The following is a 14794-nucleotide window of genomic DNA, read 5'->3' on the forward strand; positions in this document are numbered from 1 at the left end:
GTCGGCGTCAACCGGCGCGACCGCAGCACAGAAGCGGCGGGCATGTCCTCGGCGGGAACGCCGGCAGCGGCATGCTCGGGGAAGAAATGGTATCTTTTGTGGCAAGTGCCCGATGTCGGACAACGCCGTTCACGTTGTCGACACCGTCCTTCTTCGGGCTTCGTAAAGAGTTAAGTTGAGTAAAGAGTGGGCGCCGTCCGGGTTCGACCCGGACGGCGCTTGTCCATAGAGGAGGAAGTCATGCACCGCAGATCGTTCCTGACCGCATCCACCGCCACCGCCGCCGCGGCCCTGCTGCCGCGCTTCGCCATGGCCGCCGAGGGCGAGAGCTTCGAGGTCACGCGCTCCGAGGAGGAGTGGCGCGAGATGCTCACCGACGCCGAGTACAAGGTCATGCGCGAGATGGGCACGGAACGCGCCTTCACCAGCCCGCTGCTCGAGATCAAGGACGCGGGCACCTATCACTGCAAGGGCTGCGACCTGGGCCTCTACGCCTCGGACACCAAGTTCGAAAGCGGCACCGGCTGGCCGTCCTATTACCAGGCGATCGAAGGCACCGTCGGCACCAAGCCCGACCGCTCGCTGTTCATGACCCGGACCGAGGTGCATTGCGCGCGATGCGGCAGCCACATGGGCCACATCTTCGACGACGGCCCCGAGCCCACGGGCAAGCGGCACTGCATCAACGGCATCGCGATGGTGTTCCGCCCCGCGAATTCCGGAGAGCCGGTGATCGGCTGATCCGGCTGGGAACCACGTCCCGCACGGGCGGTTGGGGACAGGCGCCGCGCCGCGGCCCTCACCACCCGCACCGAACGGAGACGTCATGCCCGATTTCACCGGACAAACCCTCATTGTCACCGGCGCCGGTTCCGGCATCGGCGCCGCCACCGCGCGGCGCCTGTCGTCCGACAACGCCAATGTCGTGCTGGCGGGCCGGACCCGCGACAAGCTCGAGTCCGTCGCAACCGAACTGCCCGAGGACCGCACGCTGGTCGTGCAGGCCGACGTGTCCGAGCAGGAGGATGCCGAACGGCTGGTCTCCGAGACGCTGTCGCGCTTCGGCGAGCTGCACGGACTCGTCTGCAATGCCGGCATCGCCGCGATGGGCCGGATGGGCGCGCTCGACCGCGACGACTGGGACAAGGTCATCAAGATCAACGTCACCGGCACCTACCTGACGATCCGCGCCGCGTGGGACGCGTTGCAACAGACCGGCGGCTCCGTCGTGGCGACCAGCTCGGTCTCGGGCCTCGGCGGCGATTGGGGCGGGTTCGCCTACAACGCCTCGAAGGGCGGCGTCAGCAACATGGTCCGCGCCCTCGCGCTCGAAGCCGGCACGACCGGCGTGCGGGTCAACGCCGTGGCGCCCAGCATGACCGACACCGACATGGCACCCGACAGTGCCGAGCTGGTCGGGAAGTTCCAGGAGCGCATCCCGCTGGGCCGCGCCGCCACCACCGCCGAGGTGGGCGACGTGATCGCCTTCCTGCTGGGCCCCGATGCGCGCTTCGTGAACGGCGTGGTCCTGCCGGTCGACGGCGGGCTCAGCGCGTCGAACGGTCAGCCGCCCATCGGTTGACGGCCCGCGGGGGTGGGGGCTTTGCCAAGCCGCCCGCCCGCGCGTAGGAGACGTGCCATGCATCACGACAGCGCAACACGTCTGGCCAGTGTCATCGTCATCGCCACTGGCACGCTCTGGGGGCTCTACTGGCTGCCCGTGCGGCGCCTGTCCGAGCTGGGGCTGACGGGCGCTTGGGGATCGCTGGCGATCGTCGCGGCGGCGGCTTTGCTGCTGGCGCCTGTGGCGCTCGTGCGCAGGCGGGCGTTTGCGGGAACCGACAGGCTGGCTGTCGCGTCGGTCCTGCTGGGCGGCGCGGCCTTCGCGCTCTATTCCGTGGCGCTGGTCTATGGCCGCGTCGCCATCATCATCCTGCTGTTCTTCCTGACGCCGGTCTGGAGCACGCTGATCGCGCGCTATGCCCTGCGCTGGCCCACGCCGCGCCTGCGGGTGCTGGCCATCGCCTGCGGCCTCTTGGGGCTGGGGGTGATGCTTGGCGCCGACGGCACGCTGCCGCGTCCGCGCAGCGCGGGCGAGTGGCTGGCGCTGGTCTCGGGCATGCTCTGGGCCGTGGCGTCGACCGGCATCCGCCTGCGCGCGCCGGTCGCCCCGCCCGAGGCCGCCTTCGTCTTTGCAACCGGCGCCTGCCTCGGTGCGGCGTCGGTCGCACCCTTTCTGGCCCCGTGGCCGTCCGCGCTGCCGGCGGGGCATCTCGGCCCGGCGGTGGGCTGGGTGCTTCTGGCCGGCGGGCTCTGGTGGGGGCTGTCGATGGCGGGCCTGATGTGGGCCACCGCGCGGCTCGACCCGGCCCGCGTCGGCATCCTGCTGATGGCCGAGGTGCTGGTCGGCGCCGCCTCCGCCGCACTGATCGCCGGAGAGCGACTGGGCCCGCTCGAACTGGCCGGCGGGGCGCTGGTGCTCGCCGCCGGCGTGCTCGAGGTCTGGCCCGTCCGCCGCCGCTGAAGCCTTCTGGAGATACGTCGGATGTATGTCGCCCCGTGCACCGTCTGTGCACGCGCGGTGCACGTCCGGTGCACCGGGTCCGGCGCCGCCAATGGGCGACGCTTCTCAACCTTAAGATGAAAAAGGGGGAAGGCCCGTGCCCGGCGTCGCCGCCCCCGAACCGCAGGGACGGCCGATCCGGCGTCACACGAAGTAGCGGCTGTCCTTGAGCTGGTCCCAGGCCCACATGACCTGCTGCAACTGCTCTTCCTGGCTGCGGTCCCCGCCGTTCATGTCGGGGTGCAGCACCTTGATCAGCGCCTTGTAGGCCCGGCGGATTTCCGCCTTGGACCAGTGATCCTTGCCCTCGAGAATATCCAGCGCGCGCCGCTCGGTCGGCGGCAGGCGGCGGCCCCCGCCATTGGCGTTGCGCCCCGGATTCTGGGTGGCGTTCTCTCCCAGCAGCTTGTGCGGATCCTCGATGCCCAGCCGGGACCAGGCCCGTTGCTCGGCCGATTGGAAGGGCTTTGTCTTGCGGCCCCAGACCTTGTCGTCCTCGATCTGATCCTCGAATTCCTCCTCGGTCGTGCCGTTGAAGAAGTTCCATTTCAAATTGTACTCGCGCACGTGCTCCTTGCAGAACCACAGGAACTCGTCGAGGTGGTCCGGCGACTTTGGCGCGCGGTACTGACCGGCTTTGTCGCAGCCCGGATGCTCGCACACCCGCTGCGATGTCTCGAAGGCTCCGGACATGCCGCGTTTGCCGCGGGGGTTCTTCTTCTTCGCCGAAGACACCCGCATGTCGAAACCGAAGGGATCGTTTTTGTCCATCGCGCACACCTTTTCGACTCGGACGTGGCAGTTTAGACGTTGTGCATCGAGAGGGAAGAGGGAGCGCAAAAAATGGCCATGGCCGAGATCATCGAGTCCCGCCTGAACGAGGCCTTCGCGCCCCGCGCTCTCGAAATCGTCAATGACAGTTCCCGCCATGCGGGACATGCCGGCGACGACGGCTCCGGCGAAAGCCACTTCACCATCCACATCGCCTCCGATGCATTCGCGGGGATGAGTCGGTTGGAACGCCACCGCGCGGTGCATACCGCGCTCGGGGACCTGACCCACCGCATCCACGCGCTCGCCCTGAAGATCGAGGCCTGAGCGCGGTCTAGCGCTGGGGCCCCGGAATGGGGCGGACGTTGCTGTCGGCGTCGCGCCGCGCCGGACCGAGCCGCGGCTCGGCCGCGCTGTCCACAGGGTCTGCCGGACCCGTCTCGACGGGGCGCAGTTCCTGGGCCATCGCCTCGGGCGGCGGGCTTTCGGCAAGGTAGTCCTCGCGGGCGCCGTGCCCGATCTGCCGGCGGAAGATGAGCATGTGCTGCATCGTTTCCTCGCGCTTCTTGCGCGACAGGAACCCGCCGCTCGCGGCGCAGGGCAGGCTTTCGGCGCGAACATATTCCCAACCCGCGGCGGCCTCGTTGTTGATCGCTTCGGCCATGGCCAGGGCGAACCGTTCGTCCACGCCCTTGACGCCCTTGGCTTTCGGGGCGGCCTTGGGCGCCGCGATTACCCGGTATTCGTATCTCACCCCGTCACCCTCACGTTTTGCTCGACGCCGCGCGTGATAGCAGGAAGCGGCGGCGAGGTCCAAGGGCGGAAGCGGGATCGCGGGCCGGGCGGCTAGGCCTCGCCGGTCCGGTCGCCGTCGTCGTCGGTGTCGAGGCTCTCGCCCTCCCACGCGGTCTCGACGATCCGCGCGTCGTAACCCTGCTCGGCCAGCCATCGCCGGAAGATCGCCGTGTAGCCGTGGGTGACGAAGACACGCTCGGCCCCGGTGTCGCGGATCGCGGCGTTCAGCCCGTCCCAATCCGCGTGGTCCGACATCACGAATCCCCGGTCGGCAGCCCGGCGGCGGCGCACCCCGCGCAACGCCATCCAGCCGCTTGCGAAGGCGGTCGAGGCGGGGCCGAAGCGGCGCATCCACGGGGTACCGAGGGCCGAGGGCGTGGCCACCACCAGCGCACCGGGATAGGCTTTCGGGTCGAGCTCGTGCGTCACACGAACGGTGTCGGGCAGGGCGATGCCCTGGGCGCGCAGCACCTCGTTGGTATTCTCGACCGCGCCATGGGTCAGGATCGGCCCGATCCCGGTATCGACCGAGACCAGCACCCGCTGTGCCTTGCCAAGCGCGTAGGCGCCCAGCACGCTCACCTTGCCCGCCGCCCGGTTCGCCGCCCACCAGCCGTTGATCTGCGCGGCGATCTCGGCCTGCGGCTTCCAGTTGAAGACGGGGAGGCCGAAGGTGCATTCGCTGATGAAGGCGTGGCACTGCACGGTCTCGAACGGCTCGGACAGGCCGTCGGCGTCGGTCTTGTAGTCGCCCGAGACGACCCAGACCTCGCCGCGATGCTCGACCCGGATCTGCGCCGAGCCGGGAACGTGGCCGGCGGGATGGAACGACACCCGGACTCCGTTCATCTCGCGCACCTCGCCGAAATCGACGGTGTCGATCGCGATGTCGCCCAGCCGGTGTCGCATCACCGGCGCCGCGCCCGTGGTCGCGAGGTAGCGGGCATGACCGGGGCGGGCGTGATCGGCATGCCCGTGGGTCACCAGCGCCCGGTCCACCGGCCGCCAGGGGTCGATGTGAAAATCCCCGGCGGCGCAGTAGATGCCGCGATCGGTAAAGCTGAGCAACGTGTCCGCCATGGGGCAGGGTGTAGGGCGTGCCGCGGTGCCGGCCAGCATCCTTCGCTGGCCGCGTCGTGCCTAATTGCTGTGCGTGTGCATCTTGCCGGTGCGTCAGGGGCGGCCACAGCCCTTGCTCCTCGAACGACGATCGCGTTTGATCGAACCGAGCCGGCACAAGAGGGGGCATGACGATCAATTACTTCAACGAGATGTTCGACGGCGAAACGGTGCGCGATCCGTATCACGGACTCGACGCCTGGAGCCGCAACATGCCCGAGGAACTGCGCACGCTGAAGCAATCCGAAGCCGAGGCGCTGTTCCGCCGCATCGGCATCACCTTTGCGGTCTACGGAGAGGGCGGGTCGCCGGACCGGCTGATCCCCTTCGACATGTTCCCCCGCGTGTTCAGCGCCGAGGAATGGCGCAAGCTCGACCGCGGGATCAAGCAGCGGGCCCGCGCGCTGAACGCCTTTCTGGTGGACGTCTACGGCCGTGGAGAGATCGTGAAGGCCGGCCGTGTTCCGGCCCGGCTGGTCTACGGCAACGACGCCTTCGAGACCGCCGTCTGCGGCATCGTCCCGCCGATGGGGGTCTATTCCCACATCGTCGGCATCGATCTCGTCCGCACGGGGCCCGAAGAGTTCTTCGTCCTCGAGGACAATTGCCGCACGCCCTCGGGGGTGTCGTACATGCTCGAGAACCGCGAGATCATGATGCGCATGTTCCCGGGGCTGTTCCAGGAAAAGCGCATCGCCCCGGTCGAGGCCTATCCCGCGATCCTCAAGCGGACGCTGGCCAGCGTCGCCCCGCGCAAGTGCGAGGGCGACCCGCGCGTGGTGATCCTGACGCCCGGCCATTTCAACTCGGCCTACTACGAGCACTCGTTCCTCGCAGACCAGATGGGCGTCGAACTGGTCGAGGGGCAGGATCTCTTCGTCGAGGGCGATTTCTGCTGGATGCGCACCACCGAGGGGCCCAAGCGCGTCGACGTGATCTATCGCCGGATCGACGACCATTTCCTCGACCCGCTGTGCTTCCGGCCGGATTCGATGCTCGGCGTTCCGGGCCTGATGAACGTCTACCGATCGGGTGGCGTGAACATCTGCTCGGCGCCGGGCGCGGGCGTGGCCGACGACAAGGCGATCTACACCTTCGTGCCCGACATGGTGCGGTTCTACCTCGGCGAAGAGCCGATCCTGCAGAACGTCCCGACCTGGCAATGCGCCAAGCCGGACGAGTGCAAGTACGTCCTCGAGAACCTCTCGGAACTGGTGGTCAAGGAGGTCCACGGCTCGGGCGGCTATGGCATGCTCGTCGGCCCCAGGGCCACCAGGGAACAGATCTCCGCCTTCGCCGCCAAGATCGAGGAAGACCCCGACAACTACATCGCCCAGCCGACGCTGGCGCTCTCGACCTGCCCCACCTTCGTCGAGAATGGCGTCGCCCCCCGCCACGTGGACCTGCGCCCCTATTGCCTCGTCGGCGAACGGGTCGAACTGGTGCCGGGCGGGCTGACGCGTGTGGCGCTGAAGGAGGGCTCGCTCGTGGTGAACTCGTCGCAGGGCGGCGGGGTCAAGGACACCTGGGTTCTGGCGGAGTGATCGCATGCTGAGCCGTACCGCCGAAAACCTCTTCTGGATGGCCCGCTACATCGAGCGCGCCGAGACCAACGCACGCCTGCTCGAGGTGGGCGCGCGCAACGCCCTGATCCCCAATACCAGCGGCGGTTTCCGCACCGAGTGGGACTCGGTCCTGCAGGCCAGCGGCAGCGCCGAGGGCTTCTACGAGAAATACGGTGACGTGGTCGAGCGGAACGTCGAGACGTGGATGTTCTTCGACCACGACAACCCCTCGTCGGTCGCCTCCTGCATCTCCCAGGCGCGCGAGAACGGCCGCATCGTCCGCACGGCGCTCACCAGCCAGGTCTGGGACGCGCTGAACAACGCCTTCTCCGAGATCCGCGCCTTCGGTCGCACCGAGCGCTCGAAGATCTCGCTGAGCGATCTCAGCGAATGGACCCTGCGGACGACGGCGCTGGTGCGCGGCTCGGCCCTGGCCACGCAGCTGCGCAACGACGGCTACGACTTCACCAATATCGGCCATCACCTCGAGCGGGCCGATTCCACTGCCCGGCTGCTCGACGTGAAATACTACGTCCTGCTTCCCCAGGCGAGCTTCGTGGGTTCTGGCCTCGACAACTACCAGTGGCGCACGCTGCTGCGCGCGATGAGCGCCCACCGCGCCTTCTCCTGGGCCTATGGGGGCGAGATCACGCCGCCCAAGATCGTCGACTTCCTCGTACTCAACCGCGCCTCGCCGCGCTCGCTGCTGACCGCGCTCGAGGGCGCGTCGGAACATCTCGACCGGCTGGCCCGCGGCTACGGCCGCTCGACCGAGGCCCAGAGCCAGGTCCGCACCCTGGTCGGCGAACTCGCCGAGATGACCGTCGACGACATCTTCGAGGAAGGGCTCCACGAGTTCCTCACGCGGTTCATCGGCGACACCGCGGGTCTCGCCGCCACCGTGCACGCAACCTACCTGAACGGAGACGTGCGATGAGGCTGACCGTCTCCCACACGACGACCTATCAGTTCTCGCCGCCGAAACGCGGCGTGGTCCAGAGCCACCGCCTGACGCCCGCCCGGACCGCCGGACAGGCGGCCCGGTCCTGGTCCGTCAGCGTCCCGGGCGCCACACAGGGCGCCGCCTTCCGCGACGGGGCCGGGGACTGGATCGACACGGTCTCGCTCGCCGGCCCGGTCAGCGAGCTCTCGGTCGAGGTCACCGGCGTGGTCGAGACATCGGACACGTCCGGCGTCCTGCGCGACCACCGCGAGACCGTGCCGCCGATGGCCTACCTGCGCGAGACGCGTGCCACCCATGTCGACCACGATCTCGCCGTTCTCTCCCGCGACGCCGTCGCCGAGCTGCCGGAGGACGACGCGCTCGGCCGGGCCCATGCCCTGTCCGAGGCGGTCGCGGCCCGCATCGCCTACCGCTCGGGCAGCACCCTCTGGGGGACCTCGGCGGCCGAGGCGCTCGCCCAGGGCGAAGGCGTCTGCCAGGATCAGGCCCATGCGCTGATCGCGGTGGCGATCGCCGCGGGGCTTCCGGCGCGCTACGTCGCCGGCTACCTCTATTCCGCCAACGGCGACCTCGCCGCGGACGAGGCGACCCATGCCTGGGCCGAGATCTGGATCGACCGCCTGGGCTGGGTGGGCTTCGACCCCGCCAACGGCTGCTGTCCCGACGACCGCTACATCCGGCTCGGCTCGGGGCACGACGCGGTGGGCGCCGCCCCGATCCGCAGCGTCTCCGAGGGCGCGGGCGACGAGCATCTCGACGTCTCCGTCTCGATCCTTCCAGATACCGCGCAGTCCCAGTCGCAACAGTAACTCTTCGGTTCCCGAAATATCCCGGGGGAGTCGCCGCTGGCGACGGGGGCAGCGCCCCCACTGCCGCGCCGGGACGGCGCGGAGATCCGCGTGGCGCGCACTTGCGCGCCTCATTTCGGCAACGTGGCGGAAATTCGGACCGCGCGCCATTGTCCCTGGGCCGGGCGCGGCCTAGCTAGGCGGAGCGCAGCGCGCCACTGACAGGGGGATTGTCCCGTGACCTATTGCGTCGGTCTTCTTCTGGATGCCGGCATCGTTCTGTTGTCCGACACCCGGACCAATGCCGGGCTCGACAACATCTCGACCTACCGCAAGATGTTCCTGTTCGAAGAGCCCGGCGACCGGGCGATCGCGATCATGACCGCCGGCAGTCTGTCGGTGACCCAGACGACCCTCGCGCGTCTGCAGGACGCGATCGACGATCCCGACGCGGGGCCGGAGAAGTCGATCATGCACTGCCAGACGATGCTGGACGTGGCGCAGCTCGTGGGCGACACGCTGGCGCGCACCACGCAGGAGATCTCGCAGAAGATGACGGCGATGTCGCAGACGGCCTCGGCGTCGCTGATCGTCGCCGGCCAGCGCAAGGGCGGCGAGATGCGGATGTTCCTCGTCTACAAGGAGGGCAACTTCATCGAGGCGACCGCCGACACGCCCTTCCTGCAGATCGGCGAGCACAAGTACGGCAAGCCGATTCTCGACCGGGTGATCGAGCCGGGCACCAGCCTTGTCGAGGCGCAGAAGGCCGCGCTGCTGTCGATGGATTCGACCCTGCGGTCCAATCTCAGTGTCGGCATGCCGCTGGATCTCACCGTAATCGAGCGCGACCGGATGGCGGTGTCCGTCAGCCGCCGGATCGAGCCCGACGACGAGACGTTCCACAAGATGTCGCTGGCCTGGTCCGAGGCCCTGCGCGACGCCTTCGGCAAGATCGAGATCTGACGCTCAGGGGTGCCCGGCGAAATGCGCCGCGGCGGTGTCGAAGACGCGGTTGCGCACCTCGGGCGTCTCCATCATCACCTCGTGGCGCGCGCCCTCGATCATCTCCAGCCGCCCGCCCGGCCAGCGCGCCATGCGCCGCTCGATCCGGGGCATGTCGACGATGGTCTCGTCCGAGCCGAGGAAGGTCACCACCGGCACCGGCGGCGCGGGCAGGGCGGCCAGCGCGCGGGTCTCGGTCAGAGCCTCGTGCAGCCAGCCCATCGATGGCCCGCCGAGCCGCAGGTCGGGATGCGCCTCGGTCTGGCGCGCCATGTAGCCGAACATCTCTTCGTCGGTGGTCAGCGCGTTGCTGCCGAAGGGTTCGGAATTGACATAGGGCTCGCCCTTGGTGCCGGGCGCATAGCGGTGCGACTGCCCCAGCTGTACCGACAGCCAGGACAACGAGACCGCCAGCGGCATCACGTTGCGCGCCAGGCGGATGCCCCACATCGGCGCGCTGAAGCAGGCGGCGTTGACGTCGAGCCCCTCGATCAGTGCCCGCAGGCCGACGCAGCCGCCCATCGAATGCGCGACGAGGTAATAGGGTTTGGGCAGGCCCCGCTCCTGTGCCACGGCCAGCACCGCGGCCACGTCCCGCTGGTAGTCGGGAAAGGTCAGGACATGCCCCGACAGGCGGTCGGGCAGCAGCCGATCGGCCAGACCCTGTCCGCGCCAGTCGATCGCCAGCATGGCAAAGCCGCGCCGCGCGAACTCGGTGGCGGCACGCCCGTATTTCTCGACGTATTCGGTGCGGCCCGGAAAGAGCAGGACGGTCCCCTTCTCGCCGTCCTCCGGCCAGAATCCGACCCGGATGCGCACGGAGTCCGAGGTCCTCAGCCACCAGGCTTCGGCGCTGTCGGGGCCGTCCGCGACCTCGTCGAAATAGGGCGCCCGCTCCATACCGGTCAGGACAGGGCCGTCCCGAGCTTCATCGCCTGGCCCATGTCGCCGTCGATCTTGAGCTTGCCGGTCATGAACGCCGTGGTCGGGTTCAGCGCGCCGTCCAGCATGTCGCGGAAGGTGTCGGCATCGGCGGTCATGGTGACCTCGGCGTCCTCGTCGCCGGCGCGGGCACCATCCTGGTCGAGCATGACGGTGCCCTCGTCCTCGATCACGAACTTGGCCGAGCCGTCGAAGCTTCCGCCGGTTTTCTCGTTCAGGGCGGTCACGGCATGGTCGATCACGTCGCTCATCGGTATGTTCTCCTGGTTGTGAGCGCGAAGGGGGATGCCTCCGGCCCGGAATGCGCTATGCTCGGGAGCGTTATGAGACCATTCCGCCGATACCTCAAATACGCCGTTGCGGCATTTCTGCTCGGGGCCGGCGGCACGCCGCTTCCCGCACAAAACGCCGACCTCGACCCCCTGTTCCAGCAGCTTAGGTCGGCGGATGACGGTGAGGCCGAACCGATCGTTCAGAAGATCTACGAGGAATGGTCGAACTCCGGCTCCGCCTCGATGGATCTGCTGCTCGAGCGCGGGCGCGAGGCGTTGCAGGCCGGGGACACCGAGATCGCCATCGAGCATTTCAGCGCCCTCATCGACCATGCGCCGGACTTCGCCGAAGGCTACAACGCGCGCGCCACCGCGTTCTTTCAGCAGAAGCGGTACGGCCTGTCGCTGAACGACCTCGAGATGGCGCTGGCGCGGAACCCGCGGCATTTCGGCGCCCTGAGCGGGCTGGCCATCATCATGGAAGAGCTCGGGCACGAGGATCTTGCCCTGCGCGCCTGGCGCGAGGTCGTGGCCCTCCACCCCCAGCAGGACCAGGCGGACGAGGCGATCGCCCGACTCGAGCAGCTGGTCGAGGGCAGCCGGCTCTGATCGCCGCCGGCCTTGTTGCCGGCGGTCGCTTCTGGTTTTGTGCCCGTGGGTTCAAAGAACAGGCAGGCAGCGATGGCAGTCGATACGGGCCGGATCACCGCGGTCCTCGGCCCCACCAATACCGGCAAGACCCACTACGCGATCGAACGCATGCTGGGTTATCGGTCCGGCGTCATCGGTCTGCCGCTCCGGCTTCTCGCCCGCGAGGTCTATGACCGCATCGTCGCCGTCCGTGGCCCGAACGCCGTGGCGCTGGTCACCGGCGAGGAGCGGATCGTTCCCGAGCGTACCCAGTACTGGGTCTGCACCGTCGAGGCGATGCCGGACGGCATGGGCTGCGATTTCGTCGCCATCGACGAGATACAGCTCTGTGCAGATCCCGAACGGGGGCACGTCTTCACCGACCGGCTGCTGCGGGCGCGAGGCACGCAGGAGACGCTGTTCCTCGGCGCCGACACGATGCGCAGCGCGATCGCCGCGCTGGTGCCTGGTGTGCAGTTCATGCGGCGCGACCGCTTCTCCGAGCTGATCTACGCCGGCCCGAAAAAGATCACTCGGATGCAGGCCCGCAGCGCCATCGTCGGTTTCTCGATCGACAACGTCTATGCCTTCGCCGAGCTGATCCGCCGCCAGAAGGGCGGGGCGGCCGTGGTGATGGGCGCGCTCAGCCCGCGGACCCGCAACGCGCAGGTCGAGATGTACCAGAACGGCGACGTGGATTTCCTCGTCGCCACCGACGCGATCGGCATGGGGCTGAACCTCGACATCAATCACGTCGCCTTCTCGGCCACGCGCAAGTTCGACGGCAAGCGGATGCGCGACCTCGCCCCGAACGAACTGGCGCAGATTGCCGGTCGGGCCGGGCGGCACATGAACGACGGCACCTTCGGCACGACCGGCGACGCCGCGCCGCTGAACGAGTCCACGGTCGAGGCGATCACCAGCCATTCGTTCACCCCGATCCGCAAGCTGCAATGGCGCAACGACCGCCTGCGCTTCGGCTCGATCGACGCGCTGATCGGCTCGCTGGAAGAGGGGATTGAGAACGAGCATCTCGTCAAGGCGCGGGAGGCGGACGACCTGACCGCTCTCAAGGCGCTGGCCGACATCCCCGAGGTGCGGGAGCGCGCGCGCGACGGCCCCGGCGTGCGTCTGTTGTGGGACGTGTGCCGGATCCCCGACTTCCGCGGCATCTCGTCGACCGAGCACGCCTCGCTTCTGGAGAAGATTTTCGGCTTCCTGAACGAGTGGGGCCGGGTGCCCGACGACTGGCTGCATCGGCAGGTCAGCCGGATCGATCGAACCGATGGCGACATAGACGCGTTGTCCAAACGATTGGCATACATCCGCACATGGACCTACGTGGCGCAGCGCAAAGGGTGGGTCGATGACGAAACCCATTGGCGCGAGGCGACACGTGCCGTAGAAGACCGGCTGTCCGACGCGCTCCACGGAGCGTTGACGCAGCGATTCGTGGACCGGCGCACCAGCGTTCTGATGCGCCGGCTCAAGCAGAAGGAGGGCCTTGTGGCCGAGGTCAACGACAAGAGCGAAGTGACCGTCGAGGGTCAGTTCGTGGGACGGCTGGAAGGGTTCCGCTTCCGGCAGGATTCAACCGGAGGCGCCGACGAGGCCAAGACGCTTCGGCAGGCCGCCACGCAGGCATTGCGCCCCGAGTTCCACCTGCGCGCAGACCGCTTCTACAACGCGCCGGACACCGAGATCGACTATACCGAACAGGGTGGTCTGATGTGGGGCGAGCAGGCAGTCGGCAAGCTCGTGAAGGGTGCCGAACCGCTCAAGCCGCATGTCGAGGCGTTCGTCGACGAGGATGCCGGGCACGATGTCCAGCAGAAGGTGCAACGCCGTCTGCAGCACTTCATCGACCGCAAGATCGCGAACCTGTTCGAGCCGCTCGTCGCGATGCAGCGGGACGAGGCGCTGAGCGGGCTTGCCCGCGGCTTTGCCTTCCGCATGGTCGAGGCCCTGGGCATCCTGCCGCGCGACGAGGTCGCGAACGAGGTCAAGGAACTGGACCAGACCGCACGCGGCAGCCTGCGCAAGCACGGCATCCGCTTCGGCCAGTTCACGATCTTCATGCCGCTTCTGCTGAAACCCGCGCCGACGCGGCTGCGGCTGGTGCTTTGGTCACTCTGGGAAGGTTTCGACGTCTTCCCCGAAAGCCCGCCGCCGGGCCTCGTGACGATCCCCGTGGTCGAGGGGGCGCCGGTCGGGGCCTATCGCATGTCCGGCTATCGACGTGCCGGCAGCCGGGCGATCCGCATCGACATGCTCGAGCGCCTTGCCGACCTGCTGCGCGCGCAGGATACGCGCAACGGGTTCGAGGCGAGCGCCGATATGCTGTCGATCACCGGCATGACGCTCGAGCAGTTCGCCGACCTGATGCAGGGCCTCGGCTACAGCGCCGAGAAGAGCGAACGCGTCAAGGAACGCCCCGCGCCGGCGGCCAGCCAGGCCGATGCACCGGCGCCGACGGGATCGGACGTTCCGGACCCGCCGCAGGAGACGCCGCCGCAGCCCGATCCGACGCCGCCGGGCCCGCCGCCGGAAACTCCGCCGGAGCCGGACCCGACTCCGCCCGGCCCGCCGCCCGAAGCCCCGCCGGAACCCGACCCGACGCCGGTTCCGCCGCCGGCCGAATCCGAGGCGGAGCCTGCTTCCGAGGCCGACGCGACCGAGGCGCCCGGCGAGACTCCGGCCCCCGAGATGGAGGTGTTCTACACCTTCGCCTGGGTCGGCACCCGCCAGCGCAACCAGGGTGGCCGCCGCGAGGGCAAGCCGGGGCAGAACCGCTCCAAGGCCAAGCAGGGCGCCAAGCCGGGCAAGCAGGGCAAGCGCCCCCCGCGCGAGGACAAGCCGAAGAACTATCAGTCCAAGCCGGCCCGCAAGGAAAAGCAGATCGACCCCGACAACCCCTTCGCCGCCGCGCTTATGGGGCTGAAGGACAAATCCTGATTGGGTGATCCGGCCGAAGAGCCCGCCCGGATCCGGCTGGACAAGTGGCTCTATTTCGCGCGGTTCTTCAAGACGCGGGCGCTCGCGGCCAAGGTCGTGACGGCGGGGCAGGTGCGGGTCAACGCGACCCGCGTTTCCAAGCCCTCACGCAGTGTAGGGCCGGGCGATGTGCTGACGTTTCCCCAGGCCCGGGCGGTGCGCGTCGTCCGTATCCGGGCCGCGGGCGAACGCCGCGGCCCCGCGCCCGAGGCCCAGACGCTCTACGAGGATCTGTCGCCCGAGCCCCGTCGAGACGGCACCGAACCGCGGCGCGAAGCGGGCGGGCGGCCCACCAAGAAGGCGCGTCGGAACATGCTGCCTAAATCCGGTCCGCCGCTTGAATGATCCCGGCCGCTCGTCTAGGTGACGCACAAAGATCGAGTGGATGT

Annotated in this window: 16 protein-coding genes; 11 read left to right on the forward strand and 5 right to left on the reverse strand. The window is 68.6% G+C overall.

Annotation, left to right across the window (positions count from 1 at the left end; genetic code table 11):
- Positions 1-240 precede the first annotated feature (240 nt).
- The 3 genes from msrB to BMZ25_RS11745 all read left to right on the forward strand — a co-directional run bounded on the left by msrB (position 241) and on the right by BMZ25_RS11745 (position 2524).
- Positions 241-741: a peptide-methionine (R)-S-oxide reductase MsrB gene (msrB, locus tag BMZ25_RS11735; protein ID WP_092693788.1), complete on the forward strand. Its 501-nt coding sequence runs from the start codon at positions 241-243 to the stop codon at positions 739-741.
- 85 nt (positions 742-826) lie between these two features.
- Positions 827-1582 (forward strand): meso-2,3-butanediol dehydrogenase, encoded by a 756-nt coding sequence (locus BMZ25_RS11740; RefSeq protein WP_092693790.1) that lies wholly within the window; start codon positions 827-829, stop codon positions 1580-1582.
- 57 nt (positions 1583-1639) lie between these two features.
- Positions 1640-2524: a DMT family transporter gene (locus BMZ25_RS11745; protein ID WP_092693792.1), complete on the forward strand. Its 885-nt coding sequence runs from the start codon at positions 1640-1642 to the stop codon at positions 2522-2524.
- A gap of 183 nt (positions 2525-2707) precedes the next feature.
- On the opposite strand, the gene BMZ25_RS11750 is transcribed toward BMZ25_RS11745, so the two are convergent.
- A complete protein-coding gene (locus tag BMZ25_RS11750; protein WP_092693794.1) occupies positions 2708-3334 on the reverse strand; it encodes a J domain-containing protein in 627 nt (208 codons plus the stop codon).
- A 72-nt stretch (positions 3335-3406) separates the two neighbouring features.
- On the opposite strand from BMZ25_RS11750, the gene BMZ25_RS11755 reads away from it, so the two are divergent.
- The gene (locus tag BMZ25_RS11755) at positions 3407-3661 is read left to right on the forward strand and encodes a BolA family protein (RefSeq protein WP_092693796.1); all 255 of its coding nucleotides are present in this window, start codon (positions 3407-3409) and stop codon (positions 3659-3661) included.
- Between the two features lie 7 nt (positions 3662-3668).
- On the opposite strand, the gene BMZ25_RS11760 is transcribed toward BMZ25_RS11755, so the two are convergent.
- Both BMZ25_RS11760 and BMZ25_RS11765 read right to left on the reverse strand, forming a co-directional pair.
- The gene (locus BMZ25_RS11760; RefSeq protein ID WP_092693798.1) at positions 3669-4088 is read right to left on the reverse strand and encodes a hypothetical protein; all 420 of its coding nucleotides are present in this window, start codon (positions 4086-4088) and stop codon (positions 3669-3671) included.
- 92 nt (positions 4089-4180) lie between these two features.
- A complete protein-coding gene (locus BMZ25_RS11765; protein WP_092693800.1) occupies positions 4181-5209 on the reverse strand; it encodes a ligase-associated DNA damage response exonuclease in 1029 nt (342 codons plus the stop codon).
- Positions 5210-5376: 167 nt separating this feature from the next.
- On the opposite strand from BMZ25_RS11765, the gene BMZ25_RS11770 reads away from it, so the two are divergent.
- The 4 genes from BMZ25_RS11770 (at position 5377) to BMZ25_RS11785 (ending at position 9528) form a co-directional block, all read left to right on the forward strand.
- Positions 5377-6792 carry a circularly permuted type 2 ATP-grasp protein gene (locus BMZ25_RS11770; RefSeq protein ID WP_092693802.1) on the forward strand — a complete coding sequence of 472 codons (1416 nt, stop codon included), beginning with the start codon at positions 5377-5379 and terminating at the stop codon, positions 6790-6792.
- 4 nt (positions 6793-6796) lie between these two features.
- Positions 6797-7750, forward strand: coding sequence for an alpha-E domain-containing protein (locus BMZ25_RS11775; RefSeq protein WP_092693804.1), 954 nt, complete (start codon positions 6797-6799; stop codon positions 7748-7750).
- Positions 7747-8586 (forward strand): transglutaminase family protein, encoded by an 840-nt coding sequence (locus BMZ25_RS11780; RefSeq protein WP_092693806.1) that lies wholly within the window; start codon positions 7747-7749, stop codon positions 8584-8586. The genes BMZ25_RS11775 and BMZ25_RS11780 overlap by 4 nt, the downstream gene beginning before the upstream one ends.
- 216 nt (positions 8587-8802) lie before the next feature.
- Positions 8803-9528, forward strand: a complete 726-nt coding sequence (locus BMZ25_RS11785) for an Ntn hydrolase family protein (protein WP_092693808.1) — start codon at positions 8803-8805, stop codon at positions 9526-9528.
- A gap of 3 nt (positions 9529-9531) precedes the next feature.
- On the opposite strand, the gene BMZ25_RS11790 is transcribed toward BMZ25_RS11785, so the two are convergent.
- Both BMZ25_RS11790 and BMZ25_RS11795 read right to left on the reverse strand, forming a co-directional pair.
- The gene (locus tag BMZ25_RS11790; protein WP_092693810.1) at positions 9532-10467 is read right to left on the reverse strand and encodes an alpha/beta fold hydrolase; all 936 of its coding nucleotides are present in this window, start codon (positions 10465-10467) and stop codon (positions 9532-9534) included.
- Positions 10468-10472: 5 nt separating this feature from the next.
- Positions 10473-10760 carry an SCP2 sterol-binding domain-containing protein gene (locus BMZ25_RS11795; RefSeq protein WP_092693812.1) on the reverse strand — a complete coding sequence of 96 codons (288 nt, stop codon included), beginning with the start codon at positions 10758-10760 and terminating at the stop codon, positions 10473-10475.
- A 72-nt stretch (positions 10761-10832) separates the two neighbouring features.
- Here BMZ25_RS11795 and BMZ25_RS11800 point away from each other — a divergent pair, with 72 nt between their 5' ends.
- The 3 genes from BMZ25_RS11800 (at position 10833) to BMZ25_RS11810 (ending at position 14750) form a co-directional block, all read left to right on the forward strand.
- Positions 10833-11390 carry a tetratricopeptide repeat protein gene (locus tag BMZ25_RS11800; protein WP_092693814.1) on the forward strand — a complete coding sequence of 186 codons (558 nt, stop codon included), beginning with the start codon at positions 10833-10835 and terminating at the stop codon, positions 11388-11390.
- Positions 11391-11462: 72 nt separating this feature from the next.
- Positions 11463-14366 (forward strand): helicase-related protein, encoded by a 2904-nt coding sequence (locus BMZ25_RS11805; protein WP_092693816.1) that lies wholly within the window; start codon positions 11463-11465, stop codon positions 14364-14366.
- Positions 14367-14750 (forward strand): RNA-binding S4 domain-containing protein, encoded by a 384-nt coding sequence (locus tag BMZ25_RS11810; RefSeq protein WP_092693818.1) that lies wholly within the window; start codon positions 14367-14369, stop codon positions 14748-14750.
- Positions 14751-14794 lie beyond the last annotated feature (44 nt).

Source organism: Tranquillimonas rosea (genome assembly GCF_900111315.1).
In the GTDB taxonomy this organism is placed as follows: domain Bacteria; phylum Pseudomonadota; class Alphaproteobacteria; order Rhodobacterales; family Rhodobacteraceae; genus Tranquillimonas; species Tranquillimonas rosea.

Excerpts from the sequence above, each read along its gene's own strand:
- BMZ25_RS11800 (WP_092693814.1), top strand. The coding sequence starts at position 10,833 with ATGAGACCATTCCGCCGATACCTCAAATACGCCGTTGCGGCATTTCTG.
- BMZ25_RS11805 (WP_092693816.1), top strand. The coding sequence starts at position 11,463 with ATGGCAGTCGATACGGGCCGGATCACCGCGGTCCTCGGCCCCACCAAT.
- BMZ25_RS11775 (WP_092693804.1), top strand. The coding sequence starts at position 6,797 with ATGCTGAGCCGTACCGCCGAAAACCTCTTCTGGATGGCCCGCTACATC.
- BMZ25_RS11795 (WP_092693812.1), bottom strand. The coding sequence starts at position 10,760 with ATGAGCGACGTGATCGACCATGCCGTGACCGCCCTGAACGAGAAAACC.
- BMZ25_RS11745 (WP_092693792.1), top strand. The coding sequence starts at position 1,640 with ATGCATCACGACAGCGCAACACGTCTGGCCAGTGTCATCGTCATCGCC.
- msrB (WP_092693788.1), top strand. The coding sequence starts at position 241 with ATGCACCGCAGATCGTTCCTGACCGCATCCACCGCCACCGCCGCCGCG.
- BMZ25_RS11790 (WP_092693810.1), bottom strand. The coding sequence starts at position 10,467 with ATGGAGCGGGCGCCCTATTTCGACGAGGTCGCGGACGGCCCCGACAGC.
- BMZ25_RS11765 (WP_092693800.1), bottom strand. The coding sequence starts at position 5,209 with ATGGCGGACACGTTGCTCAGCTTTACCGATCGCGGCATCTACTGCGCC.
- BMZ25_RS11755 (WP_092693796.1), top strand. The coding sequence starts at position 3,407 with ATGGCCATGGCCGAGATCATCGAGTCCCGCCTGAACGAGGCCTTCGCG.
- BMZ25_RS11740 (WP_092693790.1), top strand. The coding sequence starts at position 827 with ATGCCCGATTTCACCGGACAAACCCTCATTGTCACCGGCGCCGGTTCC.
- BMZ25_RS11750 (WP_092693794.1), bottom strand. The coding sequence starts at position 3,334 with ATGGACAAAAACGATCCCTTCGGTTTCGACATGCGGGTGTCTTCGGCG.
- BMZ25_RS11780 (WP_092693806.1), top strand. The coding sequence starts at position 7,747 with ATGAGGCTGACCGTCTCCCACACGACGACCTATCAGTTCTCGCCGCCG.
- BMZ25_RS11770 (WP_092693802.1), top strand. The coding sequence starts at position 5,377 with ATGACGATCAATTACTTCAACGAGATGTTCGACGGCGAAACGGTGCGC.